Origin of the sequence: Nostoc sp. UIC 10607 (genome assembly GCF_047228265.1) — a bacterium.
GTDB classification, from domain to species: Bacteria; Cyanobacteriota; Cyanobacteriia; order Cyanobacteriales; family Nostocaceae; genus Nostoc; species Nostoc foliaceum_A.
In genome coordinates this window covers 56,462-73,437 of sequence record NZ_JBIQNW010000033.1, presented here as the reverse complement: position 1 = coordinate 73,437, position 16,976 = coordinate 56,462, and the positions used below count along the sequence as shown (strand labels likewise).

General features: G+C 42.5%; 13 protein-coding genes and 2 pseudogenes. 11 read left to right on the top strand and 4 right to left on the bottom strand.

Annotated elements, in window-relative coordinates:
* Positions 1 to 473 (bottom strand): ISAzo13-like element transposase-related protein (locus ACEYW6_RS23580; protein WP_412981662.1); only part of this gene is annotated, 473 nt, incomplete at its 3' end.
* A gap of 67 nt (positions 474 to 540) precedes the next feature.
* Here ACEYW6_RS23580 and ACEYW6_RS23575 point away from each other — a divergent pair.
* Both ACEYW6_RS23575 and ACEYW6_RS23570 read left to right on the top strand, forming a co-directional pair.
* The gene (locus tag ACEYW6_RS23575) at positions 541 to 1,821 is read left to right on the top strand and encodes a group II intron reverse transcriptase (RefSeq protein ID WP_412981661.1); all 1,281 of its coding nucleotides are present in this window, start codon (positions 541 to 543) and stop codon (positions 1,819 to 1,821) included.
* A gap of 213 nt (positions 1,822 to 2,034) precedes the next feature.
* Positions 2,035 to 2,280: a hypothetical protein gene (locus ACEYW6_RS23570; RefSeq protein ID WP_412981660.1), complete on the top strand. Its 246-nt coding sequence runs from the start codon at positions 2,035 to 2,037 to the stop codon at positions 2,278 to 2,280.
* Positions 2,281 to 2,617: 337 nt separating this feature from the next.
* On the opposite strand, the gene ACEYW6_RS23565 is transcribed toward ACEYW6_RS23570, so the two are convergent.
* Entirely contained in the window at positions 2,618 to 5,335 is a 2,718-nt protein-coding gene (locus tag ACEYW6_RS23565; protein WP_412981659.1) for a DUF3536 domain-containing protein, read from the bottom strand.
* A gap of 496 nt (positions 5,336 to 5,831) precedes the next feature.
* Between ACEYW6_RS23565 and cax the strand changes: the two genes are divergently transcribed.
* Together cax and ACEYW6_RS23555 are read left to right on the top strand one after the other, a co-directional pair.
* The gene (cax, locus tag ACEYW6_RS23560; protein ID WP_412981658.1) at positions 5,832 to 6,953 is read left to right on the top strand and encodes a calcium/proton exchanger; all 1,122 of its coding nucleotides are present in this window, start codon (positions 5,832 to 5,834) and stop codon (positions 6,951 to 6,953) included.
* A gap of 118 nt (positions 6,954 to 7,071) precedes the next feature.
* Positions 7,072 to 8,211, top strand: coding sequence for a protein kinase domain-containing protein (locus ACEYW6_RS23555; protein WP_412981657.1), 1,140 nt, complete (start codon positions 7,072 to 7,074; stop codon positions 8,209 to 8,211).
* Between the two features lie 259 nt (positions 8,212 to 8,470).
* On the opposite strand, the gene gndA is transcribed toward ACEYW6_RS23555, so the two are convergent.
* Positions 8,471 to 9,901 (bottom strand): NADP-dependent phosphogluconate dehydrogenase, encoded by a 1,431-nt coding sequence (gndA, locus tag ACEYW6_RS23550; RefSeq protein WP_412981656.1) that lies wholly within the window; start codon positions 9,899 to 9,901, stop codon positions 8,471 to 8,473.
* A 215-nt stretch (positions 9,902 to 10,116) separates the two neighbouring features.
* Here gndA and ACEYW6_RS23545 point away from each other — a divergent pair, with 215 nt between their 5' ends.
* From ACEYW6_RS23545 to ACEYW6_RS23515, 7 genes and pseudogenes are all read left to right on the top strand, one after another.
* Positions 10,117 to 10,854 (top strand): Ycf66 family protein, encoded by a 738-nt coding sequence (locus tag ACEYW6_RS23545; protein ID WP_412981655.1) that lies wholly within the window; start codon positions 10,117 to 10,119, stop codon positions 10,852 to 10,854.
* Between the two features lie 393 nt (positions 10,855 to 11,247).
* Positions 11,248 to 11,421 (top strand): hypothetical protein, encoded by a 174-nt coding sequence (locus ACEYW6_RS23540; RefSeq protein WP_412981654.1) that lies wholly within the window; start codon positions 11,248 to 11,250, stop codon positions 11,419 to 11,421.
* Positions 11,360 to 11,521: pseudogene (locus ACEYW6_RS23535) on the top strand (TIR domain-containing protein); the annotation flags it as partial. The gene ACEYW6_RS23540 and the pseudogene ACEYW6_RS23535, both read left to right, overlap by 62 nt.
* A 282-nt stretch (positions 11,522 to 11,803) precedes the next feature.
* Positions 11,804 to 13,075, top strand: coding sequence for an SUMF1/EgtB/PvdO family nonheme iron enzyme (locus ACEYW6_RS23530; protein ID WP_412981653.1), 1,272 nt, complete (start codon positions 11,804 to 11,806; stop codon positions 13,073 to 13,075).
* 95 nt (positions 13,076 to 13,170) lie between these two features.
* A complete protein-coding gene (gene avd, locus ACEYW6_RS23525) occupies positions 13,171 to 13,524 on the top strand; it encodes a diversity-generating retroelement protein Avd (protein WP_412981652.1) in 354 nt (117 codons plus the stop codon).
* A gap of 100 nt (positions 13,525 to 13,624) precedes the next feature.
* Positions 13,625 to 14,737 carry a reverse transcriptase domain-containing protein gene (locus ACEYW6_RS23520; RefSeq protein WP_412981651.1) on the top strand — a complete coding sequence of 371 codons (1,113 nt, stop codon included), beginning with the start codon at positions 13,625 to 13,627 and terminating at the stop codon, positions 14,735 to 14,737.
* 141 nt (positions 14,738 to 14,878) lie between these two features.
* Positions 14,879 to 15,031: pseudogene (locus tag ACEYW6_RS23515) on the top strand (formylglycine-generating enzyme family protein); the annotation flags it as partial.
* Positions 15,032 to 15,349: 318 nt separating this feature from the next.
* Here the strand turns inward: ACEYW6_RS23515 and ACEYW6_RS23510 are convergent.
* Entirely contained in the window at positions 15,350 to 16,546 is a 1,197-nt protein-coding gene (locus tag ACEYW6_RS23510) for a glycoside hydrolase family 10 protein (protein WP_230966070.1), read from the bottom strand.
* Positions 16,547 to 16,976: the final 430 nt, after the last annotated feature.

Genomic DNA, 16,976 nt, shown 5'->3' with positions numbered 1-16,976 from the left:
GTTTTGCGATTCGATTGTAAACTGTAGCCCAGGGATTCAAGTAAGTTGTAAACACTTTTAGCACTAATTCTATGTCCCCCACGATTTAGAGTGCCTGCTAATTTCACCACACTTTTAGAAGTCCATTTTAGAGGAGACTCTGGGTTTCCCAATGTCATTGGTTCAATTAGTGATTCCAAATCTGATAGCAGCATTGCGTCTTGTTCTTCTAGTAGTTTTCGTCCACCACCATTAGTACGGATTCGAGTACTGTCGTCCTCTGTTTTCACCCCATCTTGTTCTGACAGCGAACGCATCCCCGCATGAATTGTAGTGCGGGATAGCCCAGTTGCGATTGCAACCTGACTGACACCTCCCCGTCCCAGACTTCGAGCTTCGATTGCTGCCCAAATACGCCGTGTTTTCTCGTTTAAGTAGGGCAATAACGAATCATACTTGTCTTGAATGCTTTCGACTACCTGGTTATCAGACATATAAGGCTTTAATTCCGTTATATTCTGATACTCTAACTATTCGGCCAATTGTTCAAGTTATTTTTACATGATTCCTAAGCCTAAATACGTACTAGATGCAGATATTGCAAAATGTTTTGACCGCATCGACCAAGAAGCACTGCTAACAAAATTAAATACATTCCCCACCATTCGCCGTCAAGTTCGAGCTTGGTTAAAAGCGGGAGTGATGGACGGTAAGCAGTTGTTTCCAACATCTGAAGGTACGCCACAAGGAGGAGTTATTTCTCCATTACTGGCAAATATTGCCCTCCACGGGATGGAAGAACGGATTAGACAGTATGCAGATACCCTGCCCACCCGAAGTGGTTATGGTAAACGGGAAAACCGTAATGCCCTCAGCCTAATCCGTTATGCCGATGACTTCGTGATTCTCCACGAAAACATAACCGTTGTTCAAAGATGTAAAGAGATAATCTCTGAATGGTTACAAGGCATGGGTTTGGAATTAAAGCCCAGTAAAACGAGACTCGCCCACACTCTCACACAGTATGAGCAAGAAAAACCAGGGTTTGATTTCCTTGGTTTTACGATACATCAATTTCCAGTAGGAAAGTATCACTCAAAGCAGGGTTTTAAGACAATCATCACCCCAAGCAAGCAGAAGCAAAAGGTACATTATGACCAAATCGCTAGTATTATTGAAGCCCATAAGGCAGCACCGCAAGCGGCGCTAATCAACCATTTAAACCCAATTATTAGGGGATGGGCTAACTATTACGCGACTGTAGTAAGTAAGGTAGCTTACACAGATATTGATCACCTCATGTACCAAAAGTTAAGCGCTTGGGCAAAACACCGCCACCCCAGTAAGAACTGGGAATGGGTGTCAAAAAGTTACTGGAAAACCATTGGCGGTGATAACTGGGTATTCGCAACCAGGAAGGAAGGCTTAACCCTACTTCGGTTACTTAAACATTCCGCCACTCCAATAGTGCGTCATGTGAAAGTCAAAGGCGAATCGTCACCATACGACGGAAATCTGGTTTACTGGAGTACAAGAATGGGGAACAACCCAGAAATGCCAACCAGAGTGTCAAAGCTCCTGAAAAAGCAAAAAGGGAAGTGTACCCACTGTGAATTGTTTTTCCGCGAAGACGATGTGATGGAAGTTGACCATATCATCCCGAAATCAAAAGGTAGAAAGGATGAGTATAAAAATCTTCAACTACTTCACCGACATTGCCACGACACAAAGACAGCCAATGATGGCAATCTTGGCACAAAATCTGGCTGTAATAGTGCCGAGCCTAAGCCCACCAAAAAACTCGAACGGGTTGAGGACAAATGGGTAATGAGGTATGCGTGACAAGCACCAAACCATTGAGGAGCCGTGTGAGGTGAAAGTCTCACGCACGGTTTTGAAGACCAACGGGGTTGGTAACAACCTCGTTGAGTTTAATATCTCCAAACTCTATGTTTAACCTGCAATCAGCAGAAAACAGATAACATTGATCCTCGCTTCCGGCGATATTTTCAGCTTTAGGCTAGGATCGTATGGGCTATTAGTTTCTCATTATCTATGCCTCAAAATCACAATAGCAATTCCCTAAGATTCCTCAATATTAGAACTACGATTCTCTACCTCTTCGCTGTCATAGCTATTTTAGTAGTAGCCTTTCCTTGGCTATATGAGATTAAAACGAAAGCTGGGATCGATATATCACCTGGCCGCCATGCAGGAACCTTTTTTGAGAAACATACCCGCGGACTCTTCAAGTGTGAGTGGCTTTATCCTTACCATTGCGATCGCTCCCAGGTTAAGTAATATCATGTCCGGTTAATCAAGCTGAATAAAAAATGTTCGTTCGTAGTAAGGACTTTAGTCCTGGCTTTGGTGACTGAAGTCCCTACCAAAAAATGCTTATTATGGATCAATATACTTGCAATACGGTTCGGTTAAGGGAAGAGACGCGATAAATCGCCGTCTCTACATCTGGGTTTTGTTGCTCATTCTGAACTGTATTGTATTATGGGTGATTTGGCGGACATCATAATCAAGGACATTAAAAAGAGAAGGGGATAATTATCCCCTTCTCTCTGTGTGAAATTTTTCCCCCAACTCACTTAAGTTGATATCAATGTACCGCTGTGCGTGTCTACATCTATCCCAACTGATTTGAGATCATGCTGACATCAACGGCTAACTTTTTACCCAACTTAAGTAACTGAAGACAATGATTATCTCCTTCATTCCCAACGCTAGTCATACACACTGGCGCGATCTGACTGTGCAGACAACTAAAATATAGTTCTTGCGATCGCTGTAGGGAAATGTCAATATTTAGTTGATCCCCGACATCAATCAATCTCTCCAATAGTTGGATATCTGCATTAAAGCTACCATTAGCATCATGCAACAGTTGCCAGAGCGATCGCGCAATTAACTGTTCTAACATCTGCTTACCGTCGGGAATATTCAGCCGACAACGCAGATGTTTTGCTTCAGTAGCGATCGCTTCCAATTCTAATATGTGACTCCAACTCTTTTGGGGATCAGCGATATCTTGCTCAAGCGATCGCAATGTCATCAAACAGCGATGCCCTAAAGCAATATCTGCTGCTACCTGCAATTCTTGCGGTACTGCTATTTCATCTCGATGAAACGCCATCAGTACACCATAATTATCACGGTACGCTTGGGTATACAACTGTCCTAAACGTGTCAACGTTTCCTCACTCAGCAACCGCATAATCCGGTGGCGTTCTTCAGCAAATAGATTTTGCAAGTTGAAAGCTTCTTCCCCAAATAGCTGTGTCATCGCCAAGATAGTATGAGCCGCACTAGCTTGTTTTAGTGCCCCAAACAGCTTTTCTTTTAATTGGCTGTAGTCACGCCGCCCAGTAAATTGTTGAATACAGCAATGGAAATCCCAGCCTCCCAAATGGAGAACCGCAAATACCAAATGCTCGCTTTCCCAAGTAATCTCTGATACCAGCTTTAAATTTCCCACAGCCAGAGTTAGCGATCCCATGCGTTGCATTTGGTAATCTAGCTCATTGGCAGCGTAGCAATAAACCTTTTTGTGGTAGCGGTGAGACTGTTTATCAGCAGCATCTTTTCTAGGCAAAGAATTGTGCGTCTGTGCTGGTTTCTGATTTGTAAACAGAGAAGTAATAGCGTAATGGGCTGCTACTTGCTTAAAGCCAAGCTGGGCAGTTAACACAAGTTGCCGATAAATTTCGCCACCGTGTTTGAAGTCATCCACATTGCTGGGGGCTAAACCAAGACGTTTGACAAAGCCTTTTTCCAACTGCACACCAGCCACTTCCCCTGCCAATTCCAAAGCACGGCCGGCGTAGCGCAGAATTTGTGTCCCCTCTGGACGGGAAATTTCTTCAAAAAACCAACCGCAACTAGTGAACATCAACAAAGCATGACGCTGCATTTCCAATAGGCGTAGTGCGTCTACTTGTTCGGCTGCGGTTAGTTTGTGGGTTTGATGACGGGCTAGGAAACGGTTGACATTGGTAGCAGTGCGATCGCGCATCACTTGGATATATTCATCTCGTGTTTGCCAGGGATCACGAAATAACTGCCTACCATGTTCTTCATACACCTCAGTTAGCTGATCCCGCAGCCAATTTAGGGCATCCCGCAGAGGACGACGCCATTTCTGATGCCAAACGCTGCCTTCTCCACCGCAACCACAGTCATCCTGCCATCTGTCTACACCGTGGGCGCAACTCCAGGCTGTGACTGACTTCAATTCCACTTCCCAACCAGGAGAATTGAGGCTGAGGTAGTGGGCGAAATTCGTCACCGTCCAACCTTGCTGGGGAAACTCTTTGGTAAAGGCGTAGGCTAAAGTTTTCTCAGTTCCCTTCTTGTGATGTCCGAAGGTTTCCCCATCCGTCGCCACAGAGATTAACTGTGTTGGCCGATGATCCCCACGCACAGCCGAGCCAATACGTCCGGCAAAGTGACTGGAATTATAAACAACATCACTAAAACCCATGTCCCGCGATATCGGCCCATCGTAGAAGAAGATATCAATGTAGGGTAATTCTTCTGTACTATCATCCTTGGGGCTAGTGGTGATAGCACTTAGAGGTGAAGAAGAAGTGTCTAGCGTGGGCTTCAAATAACAACGATAGGGACGGGTGGGATCAATTTGACTACCACCGACTTCGTGCCATTCAGGATGGGGATGATCTGGAGTAGGGACGGGACGGCAACGCAGTGCTTGAGATGGTGCAAGGATAATGAAGCGAATACCCTCAGCAACCAGAGCTTCTAGGGTGGCATAATCCACACCTGTTTCCGCTAGCCACATTCCTTCGGGATCGCGTCCAAAGCGGGAGCGGAAGTCTTCTTTACCCCAGCGAATTTGGGTATATTTGTCGCGTTCGTTCGCCAGGGGCATGATGATGTGATTGTATACTTGCGCGATCGCATTACCGTGACCATGCAAGCGATCGCTACTCTTGGCATCCGCCTCTAAAATCCGCTGATAAACCTCCACATCGTAGCGTTCTAGCCACGACATCAGCGTTGGGCCAATATTAAAACTAAAATACTCATAATTGTTGACGATCTTCACCACTTCGCCTTGGTCATTTAAGACTCTGGCAAAAGCATTTGGACGATAGCATTCCCAATGAATCCGCTCATTCCAGTCATGGAAAGGTGCAGCGCTCGGTTGGCGTTCAATTGCGTCCAGATAAGGGTTTTCCCTTGGTGGCTGGTAAAAATGACCATGCACCGTCACATAAACACCATTAGCCTTTCTCAGGGGATCGGTTTCTTTGGTGTTTTTGGGATCTGAATGTAATGTTAACGTTGAGCCAGAGCTAGCTGGCATTTCAGCAGCAGAAGTCATGTATATTTATCCAAAACAAAAAACTTGCAGTTGCACCGAAAACATTGTGCGTAAACCTTTCTACAATGGTTTTCACACAAAATCCGGTATAAACAACAACTATGGAATCCAACCAAATTTTTGACAAAGCGTTTTTATTGTAGTGGGAAATCTGCGTTATCGCACAGCCCTTTCCCTGAAGGCTCAAAATAATTAGCCATTGAACAAAGCCTCAGTTAGGGGTTTTCTCGTTAGCAGCGCCAATCAAAATTTTAATTGTCTTTTAATCTATTAAACCCCATTTTTGGTGTAAAACTTTTGCTCAAATTCATAGTTTTGCAACAAAAAATTACAGAATCTCATTATATCGCAATTTAATTTTACATACACAGCAGTGAACTGAAAACAGTACAATTTCTGAATTGCTCTACAGACGGTTGAGAGTATCCTATGGGAGTGCTGAGTGAAAGTAATTGTTAATTCAACACTCCAAATTTAAAATTTAGGATTGCTCGCTGTGAATGATACCCTCAACTCAAGACAACAAATGTCAACCAAAAACATTATTCTTTTCGCTTTATTACTGTTTATCCCGGTTTCTGTAGCAGCCCACTTTTTGGAGTGGGGAGAATTGATAGTTTTCATTACAGCTGGATTAGCAATTTTGCCCTTAGCAGCTTGGATGGGTACAGCTACAGAAGAAATTGCTGTCGTAGTGGGACCATCATTGGGGGGCTTGTTAAACGCCACCTTTGGCAATGCTACAGAATTAATCATCGCCCTAGTGGCGCTGAACGCTGGGTTAATAGATGTAGTCAAAGCCAGTATCACGGGATCGATTATTAGCAACTTACTACTGGTGATGGGTTTTTCCATGCTTTTGGGAGGACTGCGCTACAAAGAACAGACATTTCAGCCAATTGTGGCGCGGGTGAATGCTGATTCGATGAATTTGGCGGTGATTGCCATTTTGATGCCAACGGCGATGAATTATACCTCTCAAGGAATTAACGAACAAACACTGCAAAATTTTTCTATTGCTGTTGCTGTAGTGTTAATCCTGGTTTATGCCTTAACTCTGCTATTTTCGATGAAAACCCACTCCTATTTATATGATGTGGGTGTAGCAGAGACAGAAGAAGAGGAAACCCCTCATGCTAAACCAAATATGATGTTGTGGGTTGGCGTGTTGCTAGTATGTACCTTAATGGTCGCAATTGAGTCAGAAATGTTGGTCGATTCTCTGGAGGTGGCCACATCTCAGCTAGGTTTAACGGCACTGTTTACAGGGGTGATTTTGGTTCCCATCGTCGGTAACGCGGCTGAACACGCCACAGCAGTCACCGTGGCAATGAAAAATAAGATGGATCTTTCCCTTTCGGTAGCTGTGGGATCAAGTATGCAGATTGCCCTATTTGTCGCGCCCGTGTTAGTTATAGCAGGGTGGGTAATGGGTAAACCAATGGATTTGGATTTCCAACCTTTTGAATTAGTAGCTGTGGTTGCGTCAGTGTTGATTGCAAACAGTATTAGTTCCGATGGTAAGTCCAATTGGCTTGAAGGCACTTTATTATTAGCTACCTATACAGTGTTGGGGTTCGCCTTCTACTTCCATCCAGTTATACAAGGTATAGGGTAGTTAGCTAGCAGTGCGTAGGCGTAGCTCGTCATAGACATCGCTCATAGTTTAACCCATTTGCAAAAGTTCCCCACCCTCAACGCCAGTAAAATAAAGAGATATAAGAGCGATCGCCTGTATGAGCTACTGCCTTAATCCCCATTGTCCCAAGCCTGAAAATCCTGATCATGTCAAGTTTTGCCAGGCTTGCGGTTCTAAGTTACTCCTCAAAGAACGTTACCGTGCTATTAAACCAATTGGACAAGGTGGTTTTGGCAAAACCTTCTTAGCTGTGGATGAGGATAAGCCCTCAAAACCACGCTGCGTAATTAAGCAATTTTATCCCCAATCTCAAGGCACTAACACTCTTGCAAAAGCCGTAGAGTTATTTAACCAAGAAGCGGTGCAGTTAGATGAATTGGGTAAACATCCTCAAATTCCCGAACTACTCGCATATTTTACTCAAGAAGATCGGCAGTATCTTGTACAAGAATTTATCGACGGGAAAAACTTAGCTCAGGAATTGGCGCATAGAGGTGCTTTCAATGAAATACAAATCCAGCAACTATTAAATGATTTATTGTCAGTTTTGCAATTTTGTCATGCTAGACACGTAATTCACCGCGATATTAAGCCAGAGAATATTATTTTACGTGAGAGCGATCGCAAACTAGTTTTAGTAGATTTTGGTGCCGCTAAATCTGCCACTGGCGCCGCCTTAAATCAAACTGGTACTAGTATTGGTAGTCCAGAATATGTTGCCCCTGAACAAATGAGGGGTAGGGCTGTATTTTCCAGCGATATTTACAGTTTGGGTGCTACCTGTGTTAATTTATTGACCCAGCGATCGCCTTTCGATTCTTATGATACCAACAACGATACTTGGGTTTGGCAGCAATACTTGAAAACTCCTGTTAGTAATCAGTTGAGTCGCATTCTCAACAAAATGTTAGAGAGTATTCCAATTCGGCGTTATCAAACAGTAGATGAAGTTCTCAAAGACTTAAATCAACAATCGCAAGTAGCAGCCACATCAGCGATTGCAGTAAAACCCCTCCCTCAATCTCCACCAAAATCTCCACCTACATTTGTATCGCCATCTCCTAGTCAAATTGATCTGGAATTAGAACAAATGAAAACCCAATTTTTGGGTAGTAACAAACCTCAGCCAAATAAAATACAACCACCAATTCCCACATCTGGTCCTTCTAGTACAAACGAAATAGATCAAGAATTAGAAGAATTAAAAGCCAAATATCTTGGTAATAATAATTCTTAAAATCCAATACAGTTCAGATAATACCAAAACACTTGTAGAGACGGCGATTTATCGCGTCTTCAAAGACCAATTACCTACACCAATAACCCTTAACCCAAGCGTATTGCCTTAAAATCAATCAATAAGATACAGCAGTTTGATTTTGCATTTAACTCAGCATTAAAAAGAAAGTGACTCTGAAACTCAGAGCCACTTGTAATATTTATTCTGAAACAGTCTAAACTTTCTCAGTAAATTGAGAATTTAGAAGTGCAAAAGCTTACTTCCCAGCTTCAGCAATAGGTACCCATTCAGTGTGGAAACTTCCGGGCTTATCAAGACGCAGGTAGGTATGTGCGCCAAAGTAGTCGCGTTGTGCTTGAGTTAGATTTTGAGGCAAGCGATCGCGGCGATAGCTGTCAAAATAATCCAAGGATGCGCTAAATGCGGGTACTGGAATTCCCACTGTTGCAGCTGTCGCAATCACTTCCCGCCAAGCAGTCTGTCTGTCAAGAATTGTCTGCTTAAATTCGGGAGCTAACAGCAAGTTAGGCAAAGCTGGATTTTCGCTAAAAGCCTTCTTAATCTTATTCAAAAAGCGAGCGCGAATAATACAACCACCTTTCCAAATCCGCGCCATTTCGCCCAGATCCAAATTCCAGTTATATGTTTTTGAAGCTGTGGATAGCAACGCCATCCCTTGAGCATAAGAACAGATTTTTGAGCAATAGAGAGCATCGCGTACTTTGTTGATAAAGTCCTTGGTTTGCCCGTCATACTTGCCACTAGGGCCTGTGAGGACTTTAGATGCTGCAACCCGCTCTTCTTTAATCGAAGATATAATCCGGGCATTAACTGCTGCTGTAATTGTGGGAATAGCAACTCCCAATTCCAACGCAGTTTGCACAGTCCAGCGTCCAGTTCCCTTTTGACCTGCTGCATCAACAATCAAATCCACCAGGGGTAGATTTGTGTCTGGGTCAATATATGGGAAGATATTTTTCGTAATCTCAATCAAAAATGAATCGAGTTCATCGGTGGTGTTCCATTCAGCAAACACATCATGTAGCTGACTGGGGTTTAATCCAGCGACATTTTTCAGCAAGTCGTAGGCTTCAGCAATTAGCTGCATATCGCCATACTCAATGCCGTTGTGTACCATTTTGACATAGTGGCCAGAACCACCAGGGCCAATGTAGGTTACACAAGGGCCATCATCGACTTGGGCAGCAATTTTGTTGAAAATTGGTGATAGAAACTCGTAAGAGCTTGTTGTACCTCCAGGCATCAGTGAAGGCCCATTTAGCGCTCCTTCTTCACCGCCACTGACACCCATACCAAGATACCGAAGCCCTGCGGGTTCTAATTCCTGAGTGCGTCGTTCCGTATCTTCAAACCAAGAGTTGCCACCGTCGATAATGATATCGCCTTCCTCTAACAAGGGTTTGAGTTGAGCAATCACCGCATCCACTGGTTTACCAGCTTGCACCATTACTAGAATTTTGCGGGGACGTTCCAATAAGGCAACGAATTCTTCTAGAGTAAAAGCGGCTTTGACGTTCCGTCCTGTAGCACGCTGCGCCATAAACGCATCCGTTTTTTCTCGGGAGCGGTTGTAAACTGCAATTGGGAAGCCATTGCGCTCCACGTTTAGAGCGATGTTCTCACCCATAACGGCTAATCCAATCACACCAAAGCTTTGTAGTGTCATAAAAAATTTCTGGCTAACTCTTGCAGATCCTTTACCTATAAGGGTAGTCCGATATTTTCCGTTCTCCCCTAAAGAAGACCTTAAGAGTTGAATAAACGACAAAAATCCACAACTAACACGGATAATTAATTTTAATTTGTATCTAAATCAACAATTGACTGGCAAAATTTGCAAAATTTAAATAGTCAAAGGACGCAGTAAGGAGTAACCAAATAATGCTGGCATTTGTCCTAGCTTTGGTGGTCGGTCTTGGTAGTTTAGCCATCTATATAGCAGCTTTCTTTTTCCCAGAAATCCACCGCAAGAATGACTTTATCTGGAGTGGTGTAGGACTTTTCTACGCTTTAGTCTTATGGGTGTTTGCACCACGTATTACTGGGGGTTTGTTGCTGGGTCATGTGGCTAGTGTGGCTCTTTTGGTCTGGTTTGGCTGGCAAACTCTATCATTACGTCGCCAACTAACCCCGCAGGCACAACAAACCCAAGTACCCAGTCCAGAGACGGTGAAAACTGGCATTCAGGAACAGGTGAATAAGTTGTCCCTTCAAGAACGGCTGGGCCAGTTGCAACAGGGTCTTGGTAGCACCTTCAGTGGCGTTAAAGACAAGGTACAACAGACTGTTAGCAAAAAAACACCCACAACCCCCAGACCTGAAGATATTACCTCTGTTCTGGCAGAGAAACCTGCTGTTGAGATTATCGATAAAACTACTCCTATACCAGAAAAACCAGCAGAGGAGACAGTTACGACTGACACCGAAGCAAAAACCGAGAGTGTACCGGAAGCGATTCGACCACATCCCCCATCTCCTGAATTGGTGGAAGCAGCGCAACCAGATGCGGAGACTGAGGATAAGCAACCGATTCCCGTAGAAGAAATTGCTCCCGATGCGGTACTCGCTCCCCCAGCGGAAGCACCACCTGAAGAAATACCGCCTAATCAAGCTAGTTGAATGCTGTGAAACCCAACGTTAACCTAATATGATGTTGGGTTTCACTCAACTTGTTTTAATGTTCTGCCACAAATCGGCTGCAACAAATCTAGATAAATGACCAACATTAGTTGTTGCGATGCCTACGGCGGCAAGCTACGCAATATCTGTTAGGGTCATAAGTTTATTTTAAACCTGCTTCCAGCCTTAACCAGCGATCGCAGTACCATCAAAATATATAAAAGCATATAGCGATCGCACTAGCATCAAAATGGAATAGCGATCGCAATACATTTCTCTTGGTTAAGACGATCAGGAGTTGCACTGGCGATCGGGGTTAGTTTATCAAGGAAATCAGGCAAAAATACTATAATTTGTAAGAACCGTAATTTATACTACTTTTAAAGACGCAAAATGGCAGATGTTTTGTTAGAACCACTCAAGGTGTTTTGTTCCTACTCTCACAACGACGAACCCTTAAAGGATGAACTGGCTAAACACCTGACTATGTTAGAACGGCAAGGTTATTACTTCAACTTGGCACGATCGCAAAATACCACCTGGAAAAGAATGGGATCAGCAGATTAATGAAAATTTAAATACAGCCGATATAATTTTATTACTAGTCAGTTCAGACTTTATATATTCTAAGTACTGCTGGGATGTTGAAGTTACCAAAGCAATAGAACGCCACGAAGCTAAAGAGGCTTGTGTCATTCCAATTATTCTGCGAAACGTTTTTTGGCAAGATGCACCATTTGCTATACTACAAGCTCTGCCCAAAAATGCCAAACCTATTACGTCTTGGAATAATCAAGATGATGCATTCACGAATGTAGCTCAGGGAATTAAGGTTGCTGCTGAACACCTCATTAAGGAGCGTCAAAAACAACGCTTAATCAGGGAAGCCGCCATAATTGAATATCGTCATCAGGCTGAAGAATTTGCGTCTGATGGCGAGATTTCTCCTGTGGAATCTGATATATTAAAAGATTTACAAGAAAAGTTAAAATTAACAGATACAGAAGCTAGTGCAGTTCGAGAAAAAGCATTAGAACCTTACGGTATATATAAAAAAAATCTAGATAAATATAGGCAATTCTTGGCAAGTTTTGTAGATGAACATGGATATCCATTGCGTGAAAAATCTGAAGCTGAATTAGAGACATTCCAGAAATATTATCAGCTTAAAGATGAAGATGTAGTTCGCCTAAAAAAAGAACAAGAAATAGAGTATCAAAAACGACAAGCAGAAAAACTTCTGCGAGAACAAGCAGAAATATTACGCCAAGAACAAGAAAGAGCCGAAAATAAAAGACGGGAAGCAGAATTACAAGAACGACTAAAAAGGGAATCATCTCTCCCAGGTATTCAAACTAAGCCGTTTGAGTTTGACACTGCTACCTTAACCCCCAAATCAGCAGGATTTTTGGATAGGGGAAAAACCTATGAAATTAACCGCAGTCGTGGACGTGCAGAGTTTTTTACAGAAAGTTTGGGTAATGGTGTAGTTCTGGAAATGGTTGCAATTCCCGGTGGTAAATTTCTCATGGGTTCGCCAGAGAGTGAGCCAGAAAGACTTAGCTATGAAAGTCCACAACACCCTGTCACCATTCAACCCTTTTTCATGGGGAAATTTACGGTAACTCAGACCCAATGGAAAGCTGTTGCTGATTTACCCAAGATTAATATTGATTTAAATCCTGACCCATCCAATTTTAAAGGTGCTAATCGACCTGTTGAACAGGTTTCTTGGGATGATGCAATTGAGTTTTGCGCTCGGCTATCTAAAAAGACTGAGAAAACCTATCGCTTACCCAGTGAGGCAGAATGGGAATATGCTTGTCGTGCGGGAACTACTACGCCGTTTTATTTTGGCGAAACGATTACAACTGATTTAGCTAATTACGATGGCAACTACACCTATGGTTCTGCCCCAAAGGGTGAATATCGTAAGCAGACAACAGATGTGGGAAAATTTCCTGCAAACCCCTTTGGTTTATTTGATATGCATGGTAATATTTTGGAATGGTGTCAGGATGAGTGGCACGAAAATTATAACGGAGCGCCAAAAGACGGAAGCGCTTGGTTAATAGATAATGATAATCAAAAGCTGCTGCGTGGTGGTTCGTGGAGCGGCATTCCCCGGGATTGCCGCTCGGCGTGTCGCAGCTATCTCGCGCGTGGCGATCGTAGCGGCAGCGTGGGTTTTCGGGTTGTGTTGGTTCGTGGCAGGACTTAGTAGCCCTTTACACTCTTACCCTTTAGCACTTTGCTCTTTATTTCTTTACCCTTCTTAATGTCTCGCGCTCTGCGCGATCATTTTTTTAACTTTGTATGGATGATTTGCCAATAATACAAAAAACTTATGATTTAATCAAGTGGTATGTGCCAATTTTAAATAGGCTTCCCAGAGATCATAAATTTTTGTTAGGAAATCGAATTATTACAGAACTATACAATTTATTAGATGTTCTGATTGTAGCACGGTATGCTAAACAGAAATTAGCCCATCTAGAATTATTGAATAGTAAGCTAGATATTTTACGCTATCAAACTCGCTTACTTTTAGTATTTAACTTAATTAAGACAGAGCGTTATGAATACGCTCAAAAACTTTTAAATGATATTGGCATCGATTTAGGCGGATGGATAAAACAGCAAAAAATCAAACTAAGTATTTCCAATTAAAAAATATTCCACCAGCAACTTTGAAATGAAATTATTAATAAATCAGGCTATTAGAAATCGCGGCTATACAAACAAAACCCACCTGCGTAGGTTAATTTAAATGAAACGATATGGAAATCTTTGGAATGAAGTTATAGCATTTGAAAATTTACTATCAGCCGCCCAGCAAGCACAACGGGGTAAACGTTTCCGACAAAATGTTTTAGAGTTTAACTACAATCTAGAGCAAGAGTTATTTCAACTGCAAGAAGAATTACAGTCAAAAACATACTGTCCTGGAAGCTACACCACATTTCAAATTTTTGAACCCAAACCGCGAATAATTTCAGCCGCTCCTTATCGTGACAGAGTTGTACATCATGCTCTCTGTAACGTCATTGTTCCCATATTTGAACGCACATTTATCAGCGATTCTTATGCCAATCGTGTTGGTTTTGGCTCTCATCGCGCTTTACGTCGCTTTACTAAATTTGCTCGTTCCAGCCGTTATGTTCTGCAAGCTGATATTCGGAAATATTTTCCTAGTATTGACCATGAGATTTTGAAATCACTAATATATCGTAAAATTAAATGTCCTGATACACTCTGGTTAATTAATACTATTATTGATAGTAGTAATCATCAAGAGCCAGTACTTAATTATTTTCCTGAAGATGATTTACTCACACCCCTCAAAAGAAGACATGGTATACCAATTGGTAATCTAACCAGTCAATTTTTTGCGAATATATATCTAAACAACTTTGACCATTTTGTTAAAGAAGAAATAAAAGCATCTCAATATATTCGTTATGTAGACGATTTTGCATTATTTTCAGATGACAAAATGTTTTTGGAAAATGCCAGAGTCAGAATAGAGGAATATCTTGCTGGTTTAAGAGTTAAAATTCATCCAATAAAAAGCCAATTGTTTGAAACAAAACACGGAGCTAATTTTGTTGGATTTCGCATTTTACCAGACCGGATTAGGGTACGCAGTGATAATCTGCGTCTGGCAAGAAAAAGATTACGGAAAATGCTCTCTGACTATCATCAAACAAAAATTGAATATGAAAAAATGTGTGAATCAATGCAGAGTTGGGTTGCCCACTTAAAGCATGGTAATACATGGCAGCTGCGCCAGCAAATATTTATGACTTGGCAATTAGAAAATGTTGTAAGTCAATTCTCTAGTTCCGAGTCTATCCAATACGGTTCGGTTAAGGATTTTTGATAAAATTATAGATCACAAAAACGCGATAAATCGCCGTCAAGACAAAAGACTGATTATTGTAGAGACGGCGATTCATCGCGTCTCTTGTCTTAACCGAACAGTATTGCGAGTCTATCGTGTTAATCTAAACAATGGGGTAGGCGACATCGGCTGCTGCGTGGTGGTTCGTGGAACAACAATCCCAGGAATTGCCGCTCGGCGTATCGCAACTATAACGCGCGTGACAATCGTAACAACAACGTGGGTTTTCGGGTTGTGTTGGTTCGTGGCAGTACTCTTTTGTGTCAGAACTGATGAATGGGAATTCATCGGGCGTACCAAAAAAGAGTCCAGGTCTAATCCAGTGAGGTTGATGACGACCTCCGAATATAAAACCGAGTCGGATAGCTTGGTAGGCTGCAAGGTCGAACAGTTGTCCGATTCATCTAATTTTAGAGCTAATTTCAAAAGCTAATTCAGAATGGATAGAAGCACACATCTGAAGCGGTTATAACAAAATTCCCGACTTTTAAAATAAGTCGGGAATCTGAGCTTTTGCAACAGGCAAGGCACTAACATTAGGCGTCAGAAACCTTAATTTATAGTCCAATGAAATAATCTTCAACAGAAAAGTTATTCAATTCTGGCGCGGAGTGCGGGAGAGCGAAAGAGAGTTGCAAATCCAGCTTGCCGCTCGTTTAAGGGTTCTAAAGCATCGTTCCAAAGACTTTCATAATAAAAGAAAGTTATGCCTAGACCGCGTTCTTGAGCAGCCCGCACCTGAGACTTAATTTGCTGCATAGGAACTGGATTATTTCGTAACCCTGTCATAACGCCAATTCCAGTTGGAATTATTTGTTGTGCTTCTTGAATTTCTGGGCGGGAAATATTAGCCACAAAACTTTGCAGATCCGGACGATAAATTTGCACGATTAACTCATCCACAATATTTTGCCGCATCCAACCCAGCCAATCTTGGAGGTGAAACTTGTAAGCAAAATCATAGTAATTAGGAGAAACAGAAAAAATCGCCTGGGGTCTTCTCTGCTTCACAGCTTGGTTAAGTTGTACCATGAACGCTGTAATTTTATCTGCCCGCCACTTTACCCATGCCGCATCTTGGGAATTACTTGGGGGAGGATTCTTCGTTTCTTTGGTGTACAAAGCAACTGTATATTGGTCGTAGCCAAATTCGTGGGGCAAACTCATGTGATCGTCAAACTGAATGCCATCGGCATCATATTGGGTGACAGTTTCCAGCACTAGATTAGTGATAAACTGTTGCACTTTTGGATGGAACGGATTGAGCCACATCACCTCACCAGCCGCACTGATTGAAGTTTGGCTACCATCCCGCTTTTGTGTGAACCAATCAGGATAATTCATTGCCAATTCAGAGGTTGGGGGAGCCATAAAACCAAACTCGAACCAGGGAATTACCAGCAATCCTTTGCGATGGGCTTGGTTAATCAGGTCTGCAAGAATATCATGTCCATCTGAACCTTTGTAGACAAAAGGTTGAATACCTGCACGTTGTGCGATCGCACTAGGATACATTACATAGCCAGAATTCCACACCACAGGATAGATTGTGTTAAAGTTCAGCCGTCGTAATTGACTCACCGCATCTTGCACTTTGTCCCGATTTTTGAGGGTGTCAAAATCATTGTTGGTCATCCAAACCCCACGGATTTCCTGACGGGGTAACTGTGCGATGGCAGGGGTGAAACTGTCCACCAGTAATACGGTAAAAAAGGATATTAAAATGAGAATCGGAAAAAGAGACTTGAGTAGTCGCCGCCAAGTTTGAACAATAAAAGGTGATTTCATAGATTTGAATGATGCATTAGCTACCCACACACGCCATTGCTCGCTTTTACGATTGAATCTACTAACCATATAGTCTACAAGTATTTATGCTTAGTACAGGATTGATGAGTTGGTAGTTGTTCGTTCCCTGCTTATGGAACTTTTGCACCAGAAAAACTAAAGCAGACAATATTTAAGATAGTTGACGCAGCAAGTAGGCATTTGTGCCCAATAGATATTGGTATGGGGAATAGGGCATTGGGCATTGGGCATTGGGCATAGAGAATAGACAAGGGAGAGGGGGGAGACAAGGAAGAGACTTGTTCAATAATTCCCCCTTGCCCCCTGTCCCCTGTCCCCTGTCCCCTGTCCCCTGATCTTCACACTCCCCCACACCCCACCTGTGTCACAATAGAGAACTGTAATAAGAAAAATATTGTTAAGGTAATTT